This is a genomic window from Peredibacter sp. HCB2-198 (assembly GCF_045999315.1).
GTDB lineage: Bacteria > Bdellovibrionota > Bacteriovoracia > Bacteriovoracales > Bacteriovoracaceae > Peredibacter.
In genome coordinates this window covers 2,975,690-2,991,150 of sequence record NZ_CP174607.1, presented here as the reverse complement: position 1 = coordinate 2,991,150, position 15,461 = coordinate 2,975,690, and the positions used below count along the sequence as shown (strand labels likewise).

Here is a 15,461-nt window from a genome sequence, read left to right as displayed (position 1 = left end):
CCCCCTAATTTAATTAGGCATTTAACTTTCTTAGAACGTAGTGAAGGATACCTGAGTTTTTATAGTACTCAAGCTCGTTGGCCGTATCGATACGAGAGTGGAAAACCACTTTTTCTACCGAGCCATCTTTACGCTTAATTTCAGCGTTCAGTTGAGCTTTAGGTTTCATATCGGCAAGACCATGGATTGTGATTTCCTCAGAGCCATCAAGGTTAAGTGACTTACGAGTAGCACCACCAGTGAATTGAAGAGGAATAACACCCATACCAATGAGGTTAGAACGGTGAATACGCTCGAAGCTCTCAGTGATAACGGCCTTGATACCTAGGAGACGAGTCCCTTTGGCCGCCCAGTCACGAGATGAACCAGTACCATATTCTTTACCAGCAACAACCACAAGCGGCTTACCAGCTGCCTGATACTTCTGAGAAGCATCGTAGATTGTCGTTTCTTCACCAGAAGGAATATAAGTTGTGAAACCGCCCTCTTTACCAGATTTCACCATTTCGTTTTTAAGACGAATGTTAGCGAATGTACCACGAGTCATTACCTCATCGTGACCACGACGAGCACCGTATTGGTTGAAGTCCGCTGGTTTTACACCACGGCCAACCAGGTATGAACCGGCCGGAGTATCTGGTTTAAATGAACCAGCAGGTGAAATATGGTCAGTCGTGATTGAATCACCAAATAGACCAAGAACGTTGGCACCAACGATATCTTTGATCGCTTCTGGATCCTTCTTCATACCTTTGAAGTATGGAGGGTTATTGATGTATGTCGAAGCTGAGTCCCAAGGATAAGTTTCGCTTTCAGAAACTGGAACCTTTTGCCAGAACTCATCACCTTTGAACACGTCAGAGTAACGAGACTTGAACATCGCAGGAGTGATTGATTTCGAAGCTTCGAAAATTTCCTGTGAAGTAGGCCAGATGTCACGAAGGTAAACGTCCTTACCGTCTTTGCTCTTACCGATTGCATCTTTTGTAAGATCAAGTTTCACGTTACCAGCAATGGCGTAAGCAACAACTAGTGGAGGTGAAGCAAGGTAGTTTGCTTTAACGTCTGGAGATACACGACCTTCGAAGTTACGGTTCCCTGAAAGAACCGCTGAGGCCGTAAGGTTACCGTCTTTGATGGCCTTAGAAAGTTCAGGAGCTAGAGGACCAGAGTTACCGATACAAGTTGTACAACCGTAACCAACAAGGTTGAAACCAAGTTTGTTAAGTTCAGGTTGAAGACCAGTGGCCTCTAGGTAATCAGTTACAACTTTTGATCCGGGAGCGAGAGAAGTTTTCACCCATGGCTTCTTAGTGAGACCAAGAGCATTTGCTTTCTTCGCAACTAGACCAGCAGCGATGAGAACTGATGGGTTAGATGTATTTGTACAAGAAGTGATCGCAGCGATCATCACGTCACCGTGAGTGATTGTGAAATCTTTACCTTCAACCTTCTGAGCAACATTGGCGTCGTCAGCTTTTACTTTGAATCCAGTTTCAGAAACGAGATCTTTTTTGAAGCCTTCAGAGATTCCAGAAAGAGCGATTCTGTCTTGAGGACGTTTAGGACCTGCAAGAGATGGTTCAACAGTTGAAAGATCTAATTCAAGAGTGTCTGTGAACACAGGATCTTTTGAATCGTTTCTCCAGAAGCCTTGCTCTTTTGCGTAAGCTTCAACGAGTTGAACGCGATCTTCATCGCGACCTGTGAAACGAAGATATTCAATCGTTTTTTCATCAACTGGGAAGAAACCACAAGTAGCACCGTATTCAGGGGCCATATTGGCGATTGTCGCGCGATCCGCAAGAGTCAGATCTTTAAGACCTGGACCGAAGAACTCAACGAACTTATCAACCACGCCTTTCTTACGAAGCATGTTTGTAACTGTTAGAACAACGTCAGTTGCAGTAACGCCTTCTTTTGTTTTACCAGTAAGTTTGAAACCAACAACTTCTGGAATAAGCATTGTTACAGCTTGGCCCAGCATCGCAGCTTCTGCTTCGATACCACCAACACCCCAACCAAGAACAGAAAGACCGTTCACCATTGTTGTGTGAGAGTCAGTACCTACGCAAGTGTCGCAATAAGCAATGGTTGTACCATTCTCTTCTTTTGTCCAAACAGTCTGAGCAAGATATTCAACGTTCACTTGGTGACAGATACCTGTACCAGGAGGAACTACGCGGAAATTTTTAAATGCTTTTTGTCCCCACTTAAGAAACTTATAGCGCTCGCCGTTTCTCTCGTATTCAAGGTGCATGTTCTTTGTGAAAGCATCAGGAGTGGCCGAGTAATCTACAATCACTGAGTGATCGATCACAAGATCAACCGGAACTTGTGGGTTAATTTTTTGAGGATTACCACCAACTGCTTTCATCGCGTCTCTCATGGCAGCTAGATCAACTACTGCTGGAACGCCAGTAAAGTCCTGCATAAGAACGCGAGCAGGATAGTAGTTAATTTCACGAGTCGACTTTTTGTCTTTCGTCCACTGGCCCATGGCCTTAATGTCATCACCGAAAACAGTGAAGCCATCTTCATTACGAAGAAGGTTTTCCATCAACACTTTTAGTGAGAACGGAAGGTTATTTACATCACCCACACCAGCAGCTTCCGCGGCCTTCAGTGAAAAGTAGTCGTAAGATTTATTGCCGACCTTGAGGGTCCGGCGAGTTTTGAAAGTATCGAGTCTCTTGTCTGACACTTGAAGCTCCTTGAGAAAATTTATGAGATATTCTAACTCTTTAGAGAAATACTGACCATGCAATTCCGCAAGTTTGGTATAACGAACTTTCTGATTGTCCGAGTGTTTCTCTCTTTCAATTTTACTCTTGAAGGATAAAATTCAATATACGAAGATGATGCATCATATAAAACAGGATGTTTTTAATGCAAATCACTCGTAACAATCACCAGCGCTATATGGCGCGCCTCACTCCCTTTCTCGTTTTGCTCTATGTTGCCCAAGTTTTTCTGTATCAAAGGTTCGCACCACCCCATCTCTCAAGCGATATGAACGTTTTTTTAGGTGTAGGACTGGCCCTGATCATTCTCCTGTATCACTTTTACGATATTCATCACAAAGTGACCCTGAAGCCCAATTACATTGAGGCCCGTTTCGATTTGTTAAAGATTAAAGAAGAGATGCTGTATCAGAACGTGGTCCATGTAGAGATCAAAAAATCGCGCTTCCATTACGCTCAAGTGACTCTTCATGGAGTCGATGGCGAGATGATCCGGCTTCACCATGTGGATTCACCGGAATTGATCGAACAATATATTCAGAAAAAGAAATCTAAGAGGCCCTAGGAATCTGAATCCTGAAGGTGGTGGGACCCTGCTCTTTTAAGAGCAGGAGTTTCCCCTGATTCTGTTCTAAGAATGTTTTTGCATTCGATAAACCAATCCCAAAGTGAAGAGGCTTGGTTGAAAAGAACGGCACGAAAACGTTCTTTGCATCTGCTTCTTTAATGCCCGGGCCATTGTCTTTAATATCAATGTAGGCGTTTCTCTCATCACTCCAGGCCGAGACTGAAATCTGTTTATTCGAATGATTTTCCAGGGCCTCAACGGAATTCCCCATCAGATTGAGAATCACTTGAGTCATCTGATTCTTGTTCACTCTAATTTTAAGTCGTTTCTCAGTCTCCACATCAACTGCAATCTCATTCATGCGACTTTTCATGAGGATCAGGCTGTCTTCAACGAGATCTTCCAAATGACATTCGCTCACCTCTTCACCCATGTCTTTAGAATAGGTCTTAAGTGCCTTTAAGACACCCGAGACGCGATTCACCGTCTGATCAATCACATCGAGTTCATTTAAGATTTCTTCTTTATTGGCGACCTCTTTTTCTTTGAGGCGAAGTCGAAGCATCATGGCACGGCCAATGATAATGGTGAGAGGATTACTGATCTGATGGCAAATACCGCCAGTGAGTTCTCCAATGGTTTGAAGTTTTGCTTTATTAATCAGAAGCTCCTGTTGGTCTTCCAATTTTCTTTTTGCCACAGAAAGTTCATGGTTCTTTTTTCTAAGCTCCATCTGGGCCACCACTTGATCGGCCAGATGCTTAAGGGAACTCTTTTGTTTTTCTGTTATAGTGCGTGGTTTATCGTCAATCACACAGAGAGTGCCTAAACCGTAACCATTAGGAGAAATTAATGGGGCTCCGGCGTAATAGCGAATATGAGGAGCACCAACCACTAATGGGTTTTCACAAAAACGACTGTCCAGTCGAGCATCTTCAATTTCCATGATTCCATCTTGTCTAATAGCATGGTCACAAAACGAGACACAGCGAGGAGTCTCAAGAGCGTCTAGACCAACGGCCGATTTGAACCACTGTCTCTCGGTGTCCAACAGGCTAATAACCGCCATGGGTGTTCCACAGATCACCGAGGCAAGTGAGGTAATTTGATCAAAAGCAGGTTCTCTTTCAGTATCAAGGATCTCGTAAGATTTTAGATCCATTAAACGGGACAGTTCCCAAGAATTGTCGAATTTAGTCATCTATTTTTAGGCCTTTTTTTGGTTTCGAAGAATTCTCTCATAAATCCAAAAATAACTCCGATTAGACAGATGATGAACGAGGTAAAAAGTTTTCACATTACCCGAGAGAAGCATTTGGATCACATGGTCCGAGTCGTTCCTTTTATTGTCTTCTGTTACGCCATTCAGTGTTACGCAATCGTTCAATTAGGCCCATCTGAGATCACAAACTTAAGTGTCATGGTGCTTGGTGGCTTTCTTGCTCTGATGATTCTAAGTTTTGTTACATACGATTTACGTCATCAGGTATTCTTAGATGAGCATGAGCTTCACAGTCAATTTTTCTTCTTCAAGCATTCCATTCGATATGAAGATATTGTGAGTGTCGGAATCAGCGAGGAAAAACAATCTTTCGCGAGTCTCACGATTAAAACCAAATCTGGGAAGAGAACTTACTTTTTCATTGATAATGCAGACAAAGTAAAAGCATGGTTAGAAGCAAAGAAATACTCAGAAATGGATCTAGCGGCCTAAAATTCGAACGATCATGTCCTTATTGTTTTTCTCTGCACTCTGAATCGCCTTTTCAAGACAAACCGGACTCACCACACTCTTGAGCAGGATCGCCATACCAGTGTGACCTTCTTTCGCAGCTGTAACGAGAGGACAATTTTCTCCACCAGCATTGACATCAATTTCGCGAGAGGAAAGAAGAAGTTTTCCCGCATCCGTTGAGTTATGAAGAGCGGCGATATGCAGGGCCGTTTCCCCTCTTAGGGTCTCAAGATTTATATCAGCATCATGAAACAAAAGAATTTTCACCATGCGAGCATCGTTGTTCTTGGTTGCAATCATGAGGCCCGTCTGAAAATCTTTTGGATGCCGTTGATTCACATCAGCGCGAGAACTTAAAAGCAAAGAAACAATCTTGTCCCGCTTGTGTTTTACAGCTTCGATCAGCACGGTAGTTGTGGGCCTCTTGAAATCATCAATCCCGTTCACATCCGCACCTTCCAACAGGGCGTTTTGGGCCAGAACTACATCATTTTTTTGGATGGATTTAAACAACTTCTGCGTGGCCTTGGATTGGGCAAAACCTGACATAGAGAAAGTGAATAGGGCCAGCATGAAAAAGAATCGCATGCCTTATTTTAGAATGAAAATGAATACGTGAGTCTGTGAATGAAAAATTTCCCAGTATGATCAGATTTTGGTCACTTTCGCTGGAGAAAGTAAAACGATTTAAGTTATTGAATTCGGGCACCTTTTAGTGGGTGCCCGAAAGAGAAATTACATATTCAGAGCGCGATTTTCAGAGGCCGCTAAACAAGCGTCCTTGAATGCCTCAGCATAAGTCGGGTGAGCGTGGCATGAACGACCGATATCTTCGGCCGATGCACGGAACTCCATCGCAATCACTGCTTCAGCAATAAGGTCAGCAACACGTGGACCGATCATGTGAACACCTAAGATCTCGTCTGTGTTTTTGTCAGCAAGAACCTTGATGAAACCATCTTTCTCATTTGAAGCTCTAGCACGTCCAGAAGCTACGAATGGGAATTTCCCTACTTTATATTGAGCACCACTTTGTTTTAGCTCTTGCTCAGTTGCACCCACGGCCGCAACTTCAGGCCATGTGTAAACAACACCTGGAATCAGGTTGTAATTTACGTGAGGCTTCTGGCCCACGATAAGTTCTGCCACATAAACGCCTTCTTCTTCAGCTTTATGAGCAAGCATCGCACCTTTAATCACGTCACCGATGGCGTAGATATGAGGTACAGCTGTTTGCAGGTGATCATTCACTGCTACACGTCCGCGCTCGTCAACTTTAAGGCCCGCGGCCTCAAGGTTAAGACCTTCAGTGTAGGGACGACGACCTACGGCCACCAGCACGTAGTCACCTTTAAGTTCAACTTCAGCGCCGTCAGCTTTCGCCTTGGCCTTAACTGTGAGCTCATTTCCTTTACGGATAACATCAGTTACACCGTGGCCAAGATAGAACTCCATTCCTTCTTTCTTAAGAACTTTGTTAAGCTCTTTTCCAAGATCAGCATCCATTGTTGCGATGATTGAATCAGCGAACTCAACCACAGATACTTTTGCACCTAGGCGCTTGAATACGGATCCCATTTCTAGACCGATAACACCACCACCAATCACGATCATGTGCTTTGGAACTTCTTTGAGTTTCAGAGCTTCAGTCGAAGTGATGATTCTTTCTTTATCAATTTTTACATTTGGAAGAGATGAAGGCTTAGAACCAGTGGCAATAATGATATTTTTACCCTGAATTTCTTTTGTTTCAGTCTCACCCTTAATCGAGATGGTATTTTTATCTTTAAAAGATCCAAGACCTTGGAAAACAGTGATCTTGTTTTTCTTCATAAGGAAGTTCAGACCGCTTGTATTGTCAGAAACAACTTTCGCCACACGGTCACCCATCTTCACCACATCAAGCTTCACACCAGATGCTGTGATACCGTGAACGTCAAATGAATGAGTCAGTTCATGATATCTTTCTGAAGAATCGAGCCACGCCTTAGATGGGATACAACCAACGTTGGTACATGTTCCACCCAGGGTCTTATATTTTTCAATGATGGCCGTTTTAAGGCCAAGCTGACTCGCACGAATGGCAGCAATATATCCACCAGGACCCGAGCCAATTACGATTACATCAAATTGTTCCATACAAATTTCCTAAAAATTAAATATCAAGTAACAGACGAGCAGGGTCTTCAATCATTTCCTTAACTGCTTTAAGGAACGACACTGATTCACGACCGTCAATAATACGGTGATCGTAAGAAAGGGCCAGGTACATGATTGGACGGATCACAACTTGACCGTTAACCGCAACTGGACGCTCAACGATGTTGTGAAGACCAAGAATCGCCGACTGAGGAGCGTTGATAATAGGAGTTGAAAGCATTGAACCGAAGATACCACCGTTAGTAATAGTGAATGTTCCGTTCTGCATTTCTTCGATTGTGATCTTACCATCACGAGCGCGAGTCGCGAGCTCAATGATCTTAGATTCAATCGCCGCCATTCCCATAGATTCAGCGTTACGGATGACCGGAACCACTAGACCTCTTGGAGTAGAAACGGCCACACCAACGTCAGCATAGTTGTGGTACACAATCTCAGTTCCATCAATCATACCGTTAACGGCCGGGTATTGTTTAAGAGCAGCACAAGCGGCTTTTGTGAAGAAGCTCATGAAGCCTAGACCAACACCGTGCTTATCTTTGAATGAATCTTTATATTTCTTTCTAAGTTCCATTACAGCACTCATATCAACTTCATTGAAAGTTGTGAGCATTGCGGTTGTGTTCTTAGCGGCCACCAGACGAGAAGCGATGGTCTTACGAAGACCAGACATTTTCTCGCGACGAGTTTCTCTTGAGAATGATGAAGAGATCGTGGCGTGAGCAAGAGCTTTAAGAGATGAATCAGAAGCAGTTGCACCTGCAGGGGCCGCGGCCTGAGCACCCATGGCGTCAGCTTTTGTGATTCGGCCATCTTTGCCAGAGCCAGATACTGAAGAAGCATCTACGCCCTTCTCTGCCAGAATTTTAGCAGCGGCCGGAGACGGATAGTTCTTATCGCCACCAGTGGGAGCAGAAGCTTGAGGAGCAGCGGCCTTCGGTGCCTCTTGTGCAGGAGCAGGAGCGGCAGCGGCCGGAGCTGAAGCACCAGCAGTTGCAGTTTCGTCTACTTCAGCAACTTTTGTACCGATAGCAACTGTCTCGCCTTCTTTAACTAGGATTTTTAATTTACCTGCTTTTGGAGCAGAGATTTCTAGTGTCGCTTTATCTGATTCAATTGAACAAATAGCTTCATCTAATTTAACGATGTCGCCGTCTTTTTTTAGCCAGCTCGCAATCGTCACTTCAGAAATGGATTCACCAACACTTGGAACTTTTACATCAACCATAACTTATCCTTTTAACAGCTTAAACTGATTCAATTTTATCCGCGAAAGCACCATTCACAATCTTCGCCTGCTCTTGAGCGTGAACACTTGCGTATCCAGTCGCTGGACTTGCTGAAGACTTACGAGCAATCAGCTTGAAATCATCAAACTGAACATAGCGACGCAGGAATGTGAAAGCACCCATGTTCTTAGGTTCTTCCTGTACCCATACTTTCTCAGCGTTCTTATATTTTTCAAGAAGCTTCCAGCTTTGCTCTTCTGGCATCGGGTAAAGTTGCTCAAGACGAACAATCGCCACGTCTTTGCGCTTATCTTTAACTTGTTTTGCTTTTAGATCGTAGTAAACCTTACCAGTACACATAATAAGACGCTTAACGTCTTTAGCATTTACGTCAGCGTCGTCGATGATTTCCTGGAAGGCACCTTCCATAAGCTCTTTCTTAGAAGAGATGCAATCTGGGTGACGAAGAAGCGACTTCGGCGTGAAGATCACAAGTGGTTTACGGAAGTCCCACTTCACTTGACGGCGAAGAGCATGGAAAATATTGGCCGGAGTTGTAAGGTTGGCCACAACCATGTTCCACTCAGCAGCAAGCTGTAGGAAACGCTCAGGACGAGCATTCGAGTGCTCAGGGCCCTGACCTTCGTAACCGTGAGGAAGCATTAATACAACACCAGATTGTCTTTGCCACTTCGACTCTCCAGAAGAGATGAACTGGTCAATGATGGTTTGAGCGCCGTTAGCGAAGTCACCAAACTGAGCTTCCCAAATCGCAAGTGACTGTGGAGAGCCTAGAGAGTAACCATACTCAAATCCAAGTACCGCGTACTCAGAAAGAAGTGAGTTATAGATTTTGTACTTACCTTGTTTCTCAGCAAAGTTCTGAAGGAAGATGTGACGAGTGTTTGAGTTCTCATCCACCACACCCGCGTGACGGTGAGAGAATGTACCACGGATACAGTCCTGACCAGACATACGAACGTTAATGCCCTCAAGAAGAAGTGAGCCATAGGCCATGTGCTCAGCAAGTGCCCAGTCAAGTTGGTCTTCTGCAAAGCGCTTAGATCTTTCTTCAAGAAGCTTATCAATCTTCTGAATTGGCTTAAAGTTGGCCGGAAGAGTTGTGAGGCCCTTCAGTACTTTCTCCATCGTGTCTTTTGTAATGGCCGTTTTTGGAGAATAGTCGAAGTCTTTCGGCGTAGAACGACGGAAGGCCTGCCACTGTTCCTCAGGCTTCTGATAAAGGTATGGAAGCGGCTTCTGCTTCACCATATTGAAACGCTCTTGAAGAAGATTCTTAAACTGCTCTTCCATTTGAACAGCAAGTTGCGCTTCGATTTGTTTTCCTTCGATAAGTTTATCTTTATAAACTTCACGAGGGTTAGCATGTTTAGAAATAAGGGCGTAGAACTTAGGCTGAGTGAATCTAGGTTCATCAGACTCGTTGTGACCGTGCTTACGGTAACAAACCATATCCACGAAAATATCTTTATGGAATTTCGCTCTGAATTCAGAAGCAAGCTCAACCGCGTAGATAACAGCTTCAGCGTCATCACCGTTTACGTGAATCACCGGAGTATCAAGAACACGAGCAACTGAAGTTGAGTAGATTGATGAACGAGCATCATCAAAATCAGTCGTGAAACCAACCTGGTTATTAATCACGAAGTGAACCGCACCACCAACGTTGTAACCTTTAAGGGCCGACATCTGAACCGTTTCGTAACAGATACCCTGGCCCGCAACTGCAGCGTCACCGTGGATGATAATGGGAAGAATCTTGTTTGGATCTTCTTTATAAAGAGTATCGCCTTGAGCACGAGAGTAACCTAGAACCACTGCTGAAACCGCTTCAAGGTGAGAAGGGTTCGGCATAAGTTTTAAGTAAACTTTCTGGCCACCAGTCGTCGTTACCTGTGAAGCGTAACCCATGTGGTACTTCACGTCTCCATCACCCATTGTAAGGTCCGGAGTCGCCTGGCCTTCAAACTCATTGAAGATGTATTCGTAGGTTTTACCCATAATGTTCGCCAGAACGTTCAAGCGACCACGGTGGGCCATCCCAATCACAACTTCTTCAACTCCGTAAGTTGCAGACTTGTTGATGATAGCATCAAGGGCCGGGATCGTATTTTCTCCACCTTCAAGGGAGAAACGCTTTTGACCCACGTATTTTGTATGAAGGAAGTTCTCGAAAGCAACTGCCTCGTTAAGCTTCGTAAGAATTCTTTTCTTCTTATCAATGCCGAAGTTCCTGTCTTGAGCTTGGTTTTCAATTTTTTGCTGAAACCACTCACGAATATCAGAATCATTACTGTGCATATACTCAACACCGATAGTGCTGCAGTAAATGTTACGAAGATGAGAAATGATGTCTTTTAGTTTTGCATTCTTAAGACCTAGAACTTCACCGATGGCAAATGTCTCTTCAAGATCTGCAGACGTTAGTCCGTGATCTTCAAGCTCAAGACGTGGATGACGATTCATACGCTCACGAATTGGGTTTGTTGTAGAAACTAAGTGGCCACGTGAACGGTAAGCGTCGATCAAACGATAAACTTTAAATTCTTTTGAAAGATTTCCAACAACAGCGCCACCAGCTTCTTGTCCTTCGGCCGGACGACTTAGACCAAATTCCACACCACGGAAGAACTGGCGCCATGAAGAATCCACTGAATCAGGATTCTTTTTATAATCAGTATAAAGACCATCAATGAAAGCGTTATCGGAAGATGAAACGTAAGTGAAATCGTGGGAAACTGTCATAGATTTAACTCGTAAAAGTGGGTTGATGTTTGCGGATATTATAGGACATCTAACCTCGAGTGAAAATCTTAAAACCCAGAAATTTCAATTGTTAAGAATTGGTGACTTAACGCGAAATGTGAGCTCATTTTAGTTGACCAATAGAATACAGTAAGTAACCTTCTCGCATGAAATTTTTATTTCTCTTACTCACGTTCTTGGTTTTTTCTGCCAACAGTTTTGCCAATTACGATACTGCACTTCGTCGTTCAAATGGTTTACTCCGTTTTCTCACTGAACAGCAAGGTGTCAGAAATCTAGCACTCGCCTCAGTCATCGGAAAACGCTGTGACCGTTACATGATCGAGAGAGAAAAGGCCCCCTGTCGAGCGGCCGTGAAGAAAATGATCGCTCTATTAGATTACGACATCATTTTCTCTCATGATAAGCTTCGCTCACCTCATCCGAGGGCCGAAGAAAGCTGGACTCCAAGCTCCTTCGTCTTTGTTGCCTTTAAATCGAATCTTCTGGTGCTTTTAAACAGTCCAAAAACTGGCCAATACTTAAATGATTTGAATCAAAGATTATATGCCTATTTGGTCAATCGAGCTGAAAGACCAAATATTTGGGCGATCACTCAAAGCTATTATAAAACGCCGTATATGACAGCACTTGTCATGGCCACTTTATTTCAAGACACCTCGATCATGAAACTTCATCTGGCCTATCTAGATACGGCCGGAACTCGTGGGAACGAAAGTTTCCAGAAGAATAAGGAATGGCTAGGTCACGTGATCGACACCATCAACATGGTTCTGGATAATTCGGAAGAACATTATCGTGAATTATTCTATCCTCCAGAGATCGTAAAACATCTAAATCGAAACATTTATCACTTCTATGTTCCTCTGTTCCTTGCCATGTCGCTGGAGCAAGAAGGGGCCACGAAAGATATGGCCTACGCGGCCTCATTGATGCTGACTCTCACCTATGAGTTCCTCACGTCTGCAAAAGACTATCGTTATCTTTATGCTGACCCAGAAAGATTAGATCCCGTGAAAGATCTATGGGACATTAAAGACATTTATGGTGGTTATTGCGGATCGAACTATGGCGTTCGAGGAGCAAGATTCAATCAGAACTTTGAAATCATCCGTGAAAGCTTTGGGCGTTCCACGGAAGATACGGTTCAATTACTTCTAAGACATTAAGCAAACTGATTTAAAAAGCTTTTTACTTCATGAATCACAGAGGCCGGGATTTCGTGTCCCCCTCTGAATTCATGTAATTTACCTGAAAAATTCATCGCATGAAGTTTCTTCTCTAAATCTCTTGCCCCATCAATGGAGAGAACTGGATCTTGAGTTCCATGGGACTGATAAAACGGAAGGGCACGTGCCGCTTTCGGAAATTTATCTTCCGCTAGAAGGGCCCCAGACAGGAGGATAATCCCATCTAATTTCAGACTCTCCTTCATCGCCAAATGCGAGGTACACATCGCCCCTTGCGAGAATCCTCCGAGAATGACCGTTTTATGTTTCTTCGAAATTTCACTCACAAAATGCTCCAGCATCTGAAGCGTTGTAACTAACTCTGGCGGGACCGATCCTTTCATATCGCGATGAGTTCCTTCGCGCATGGCCTTTTCTAGTTTTTCCATATCAATAGAAAACCACGAGCGACCCTCGTAATAACCCATCGGAAGTGGCAAAACTCCATTCGGGAAATACCAATTAAATTTTTCTCCATGCCAATATTCCCACAATGGAAATAGGTCGTGCATATTAGCGCCATAACCGTGAAGCATTATCACGGCCACACTCGGATCATTACCTTCGATAGTTAACGTTTCAATTCCTGCAATATTAGTTCGATTGGCCTTCATCATTTCTCACATTGATTCGAATCCAGGGCGGATTAATCGTCACGTTGGGATTCTTGTTAATCTCTTTAAGTCTTCTCATCACAAAACTTGTCACGGGAAGATAGCCGAATTTTACCTGATCCACACGAATGGCGATAGTCTTATAATTATTTTCGTATTGAAAGTGTCCATAAGCTCGAAGTCTCGCTAAGAAAATATATTTAAAGGTAAAAAGAAGTGAATAATTTCCCTTCGAAGAAGTAAATTCCAGATCGTATGCCGGGACATCAATTTCTCTTGGAATTGATGGAGCATCATAAAGAATCCGGTAAAGAATGAAGTCAGTTGGCAGATCTACCTTCTTAGCACGAACGGCCATTTTCTCACGACAATCTTCAAACAGACGGATGTCGAGCTTCCCTGCAAATGAACCTTCACAAGAGGCCTCCACATTTTCCGCTTTATATTCTCCCCGCTCTTTAGGTCTCATCGAAATATAAGGAATGGTCAGAGTGTGCTTTTTCCCGCCGACATTTAGATTAAGTTTATTGGTTGAGAGCATCTCGAGATCATGGAAAAACTTCCAAGGATTTTTCCAGGACACATCCAGGAACGGAGTGATGAGTTCAAAGGAGCTTTCAGTCCGATTCACCTCTATCGGATAAACTTCTGGTGCGAGAGAAAAACCCAAAGAAACTTTTTCTACGGTCCCTTTTCCATAGGGGGCCGTATACTCAAAATCCAAATTCTTAATTGTGGCCTTATCAAATCCGGCGAAGGCAAAACTTGCAAGAGACAAAAGAACTAAAAGAAATGGCATAAGCTCATCCTTGAAGAAGGTATGAACTTATTTTCTTTTTTTAGAGGTGAAATCGGCAAGAAGCTTTTTAATCATCAGCGCTTCTTGTTTGACGTCAGGGTGTTTGGCATTGATGCGAGCGAGCAACTGCCCGATTTGATGCTCGAGAAGTTTCATATCGCCCAGCATTTCGCCCAAAATGTCCGCTTTAAATTCTGCGACAGCGACCTTAACCTCTGCTTCAAATTCTACTTTTCGAACTTGCTCACGGAGTTGAACGACCTGCGATGACTCTAAATCAACAACATGATCTTCCTTGAGAGCGTTTGCTCCTTGAACATTCGTTCCGAGAATAGAAGGTTGAGACTGGGACATAGGAGAGACCTTCATTGGACGTTGAACAGGAGCTGGCGAACTGGTGGGGCGGGCCTCATCTAGTTTTTTAACTTCTGCCATTCTAGGCTGTTGCTTAGAAATACTCGGATTAGTCTGTGTCCCCTTGGCAGGAACTGCCTGAGGAGACTTTTTTTGAAGTTCAGAGGTATGGAATTCCACATCCACTACCTCGTGGACCGCATCTGACTTCTTTTTTTTGGACTCTTCTTCGTCTTCGAATTCGAGTTCTAGATCGTCAAAAGCCATTGTTACAAACCTTTTTCCTTACTAACCTTATCGGATATAGAAGCACTTACTTGAGCTACTTAAGTTTTTCTTATTAAATCTCAAGGATAAAATAGCCGAATAGGTGTAAGATATTGAAATACAGTTCTATGGGAGCCTCCATGTCGAATGTTGAAGAGGACGACAAACCAACGGTTGTGTTGGACCTCAACGCTCTAAAGAAGCAGAAGCTTAAGCAAGAAGAAGATCTTGCTAACATTGCTAGTGAACTAGAATTCAACGTTGGTGAAGTTGATAGCGAGACCTATGCCCAAAAAGTACTCGCACAAAAACCAAAAACGCAAACTAAGACTCCAGTTCCTTCTGCTAAACCTGCAGTAAAACCAGTCGCGAAGGGCAGACCTTCGTTCCCAGTTATTCTATTTGATTTTCAGTCTGATTTTTTTCAAAAGTCGAAAGATAAATTTCCTGCTGGATTTGATTATCATCTGGCAAAAGATCTTGCTGAATTAAATAAGTTTCTTGCTTCGAAAACGTTTCAGATCGTGGTGTTTAATTACGATGCCAATGCAAAAGCAGTAAATCAATTAACGGCCCAGATCAAACAAAAGTTTCCTCATACAAAAACTCTTATCATGGCCCGCGCGATCTCTCCGGAGAAAGCAAAGCTTCACGCTAAAACAGCTTCTGGTGCTAATGGTTATCTTCAATTGCCTTTGAATGCAGATAAGATCGAGGCAGAACTTCTTAAAATTCAACAGCAGAAATAAGTAAAGCCGGTAGAAACTAAGCGCCGTCTCGTTCGCTGCGCTCACTTCCTGACCATAAAATAAAAAAGGCCATCGCGGTCAAGACGATGGCCCTTATTAGATCTGGGAGGTGAAATCATGGCTTATGATTTCGCCCATCATGATTCTTAAAAACCTGATCCCCGTCAACCAACCAAAATAGTTTTTTTATAACACTCAATCCCAATCAGAATGTTAGAAAAGAGAA

Annotated in this window: 13 protein-coding genes; 4 read left to right on the top strand and 9 right to left on the bottom strand. The window is 43.4% G+C overall.

Going from position 1 to position 15,461, the window contains the following annotated elements; genetic code table 11:
- Positions 1–13: 13 nt before the first annotated feature.
- Positions 14–2,704, bottom strand: a complete 2,691-nt coding sequence (acnA, locus tag ACJVC5_RS15205) for an aconitate hydratase AcnA (RefSeq protein ID WP_408096385.1) — start codon at positions 2,702–2,704, stop codon at positions 14–16.
- A gap of 185 nt (positions 2,705–2,889) precedes the next feature.
- Between acnA and ACJVC5_RS15200 the strand changes: the two genes are divergently transcribed.
- Complete coding sequence (locus ACJVC5_RS15200) at positions 2,890–3,309, top strand: hypothetical protein (RefSeq protein WP_408096384.1); 420 nt, start codon at positions 2,890–2,892, stop codon at positions 3,307–3,309.
- On the opposite strand, the gene ACJVC5_RS15195 is transcribed toward ACJVC5_RS15200, so the two are convergent.
- The gene (locus ACJVC5_RS15195; RefSeq protein ID WP_408096383.1) at positions 3,296–4,513 is read right to left on the bottom strand and encodes a sensor histidine kinase; all 1,218 of its coding nucleotides are present in this window, start codon (positions 4,511–4,513) and stop codon (positions 3,296–3,298) included. The genes ACJVC5_RS15200 and ACJVC5_RS15195 overlap by 14 nt on opposite strands.
- 114 nt (positions 4,514–4,627) lie before the next feature.
- Here ACJVC5_RS15195 and ACJVC5_RS15190 point away from each other — a divergent pair, with 114 nt between their 5' ends.
- Positions 4,628–5,026 carry a hypothetical protein gene (locus ACJVC5_RS15190; RefSeq protein ID WP_408096382.1) on the top strand — a complete coding sequence of 133 codons (399 nt, stop codon included), beginning with the start codon at positions 4,628–4,630 and terminating at the stop codon, positions 5,024–5,026.
- On the opposite strand, the gene ACJVC5_RS15185 is transcribed toward ACJVC5_RS15190, so the two are convergent.
- The 4 genes from ACJVC5_RS15185 to ACJVC5_RS15170 all read right to left on the bottom strand — a co-directional run bounded on the left by ACJVC5_RS15185 (position 5,015) and on the right by ACJVC5_RS15170 (position 11,202).
- Positions 5,015–5,635 carry an ankyrin repeat domain-containing protein gene (locus ACJVC5_RS15185; RefSeq protein ID WP_408096381.1) on the bottom strand — a complete coding sequence of 207 codons (621 nt, stop codon included), beginning with the start codon at positions 5,633–5,635 and terminating at the stop codon, positions 5,015–5,017. The genes ACJVC5_RS15190 and ACJVC5_RS15185 overlap by 12 nt on opposite strands.
- Positions 5,636–5,782: 147 nt before the next feature.
- On the bottom strand, positions 5,783–7,186 hold the full coding sequence (gene lpdA, locus ACJVC5_RS15180; RefSeq protein WP_408096380.1) for a dihydrolipoyl dehydrogenase: 1,404 nt from the start codon (positions 7,184–7,186) through the stop codon (positions 5,783–5,785).
- A 16-nt stretch (positions 7,187–7,202) separates the two neighbouring features.
- Positions 7,203–8,435, bottom strand: coding sequence for a 2-oxoglutarate dehydrogenase complex dihydrolipoyllysine-residue succinyltransferase (gene odhB / locus ACJVC5_RS15175; protein WP_408096379.1), 1,233 nt, complete (start codon positions 8,433–8,435; stop codon positions 7,203–7,205).
- 19 nt (positions 8,436–8,454) lie between these two features.
- The gene (locus tag ACJVC5_RS15170; protein WP_408096378.1) at positions 8,455–11,202 is read right to left on the bottom strand and encodes a 2-oxoglutarate dehydrogenase E1 component; all 2,748 of its coding nucleotides are present in this window, start codon (positions 11,200–11,202) and stop codon (positions 8,455–8,457) included.
- 167 nt (positions 11,203–11,369) lie between these two features.
- Here ACJVC5_RS15170 and ACJVC5_RS15165 point away from each other — a divergent pair, with 167 nt between their 5' ends.
- Entirely contained in the window at positions 11,370–12,392 is a 1,023-nt protein-coding gene (locus tag ACJVC5_RS15165) for a hypothetical protein (protein ID WP_408096377.1), read from the top strand.
- On the opposite strand, the gene ACJVC5_RS15160 is transcribed toward ACJVC5_RS15165, so the two are convergent.
- From ACJVC5_RS15160 to ACJVC5_RS15150, 3 genes are read right to left on the bottom strand one after another with little or no spacing between them, the layout of a single operon-like run.
- Positions 12,389–13,069: an alpha/beta hydrolase gene (locus ACJVC5_RS15160; RefSeq protein ID WP_408096376.1), complete on the bottom strand. Its 681-nt coding sequence runs from the start codon at positions 13,067–13,069 to the stop codon at positions 12,389–12,391. The two genes, ACJVC5_RS15165 and ACJVC5_RS15160, sit on opposite strands and share 4 nt — an antisense overlap.
- The gene (locus ACJVC5_RS15155; RefSeq protein ID WP_408096375.1) at positions 13,047–13,865 is read right to left on the bottom strand and encodes a hypothetical protein; all 819 of its coding nucleotides are present in this window, start codon (positions 13,863–13,865) and stop codon (positions 13,047–13,049) included. Before ACJVC5_RS15155 ends, ACJVC5_RS15160 begins: the two co-directional genes overlap by 23 nt.
- Before the next feature lie 27 nt (positions 13,866–13,892).
- Positions 13,893–14,486, bottom strand: a complete 594-nt coding sequence (locus ACJVC5_RS15150; RefSeq protein ID WP_408096374.1) for a hypothetical protein — start codon at positions 14,484–14,486, stop codon at positions 13,893–13,895.
- 140 nt (positions 14,487–14,626) lie between these two features.
- Between ACJVC5_RS15150 and ACJVC5_RS15145 the strand changes: the two genes are divergently transcribed.
- A complete protein-coding gene (locus ACJVC5_RS15145; protein ID WP_408096373.1) occupies positions 14,627–15,235 on the top strand; it encodes a hypothetical protein in 609 nt (202 codons plus the stop codon).
- The last annotated feature ends 226 nt before the right edge of the window (positions 15,236–15,461 follow it).

Excerpts from the sequence above, each read along its gene's own strand:
- ACJVC5_RS15200 (WP_408096384.1), top strand. The coding sequence starts at position 2,890 with ATGCAAATCACTCGTAACAATCACCAGCGCTATATGGCGCGCCTCACT.
- ACJVC5_RS15195 (WP_408096383.1), bottom strand. The coding sequence starts at position 4,513 with ATGACTAAATTCGACAATTCTTGGGAACTGTCCCGTTTAATGGATCTA.
- ACJVC5_RS15185 (WP_408096381.1), bottom strand. The coding sequence starts at position 5,635 with ATGCGATTCTTTTTCATGCTGGCCCTATTCACTTTCTCTATGTCAGGT.
- lpdA (WP_408096380.1), bottom strand. The coding sequence starts at position 7,186 with ATGGAACAATTTGATGTAATCGTAATTGGCTCGGGTCCTGGTGGATAT.
- odhB (WP_408096379.1), bottom strand. The coding sequence starts at position 8,435 with ATGGTTGATGTAAAAGTTCCAAGTGTTGGTGAATCCATTTCTGAAGTG.
- ACJVC5_RS15170 (WP_408096378.1), bottom strand. The coding sequence starts at position 11,202 with ATGACAGTTTCCCACGATTTCACTTACGTTTCATCTTCCGATAACGCT.
- ACJVC5_RS15165 (WP_408096377.1), top strand. The coding sequence starts at position 11,370 with ATGAAATTTTTATTTCTCTTACTCACGTTCTTGGTTTTTTCTGCCAAC.
- ACJVC5_RS15160 (WP_408096376.1), bottom strand. The coding sequence starts at position 13,069 with ATGATGAAGGCCAATCGAACTAATATTGCAGGAATTGAAACGTTAACT.
- ACJVC5_RS15155 (WP_408096375.1), bottom strand. The coding sequence starts at position 13,865 with ATGCCATTTCTTTTAGTTCTTTTGTCTCTTGCAAGTTTTGCCTTCGCC.
- ACJVC5_RS15150 (WP_408096374.1), bottom strand. The coding sequence starts at position 14,486 with ATGGCTTTTGACGATCTAGAACTCGAATTCGAAGACGAAGAAGAGTCC.
- ACJVC5_RS15145 (WP_408096373.1), top strand. The coding sequence starts at position 14,627 with ATGTCGAATGTTGAAGAGGACGACAAACCAACGGTTGTGTTGGACCTC.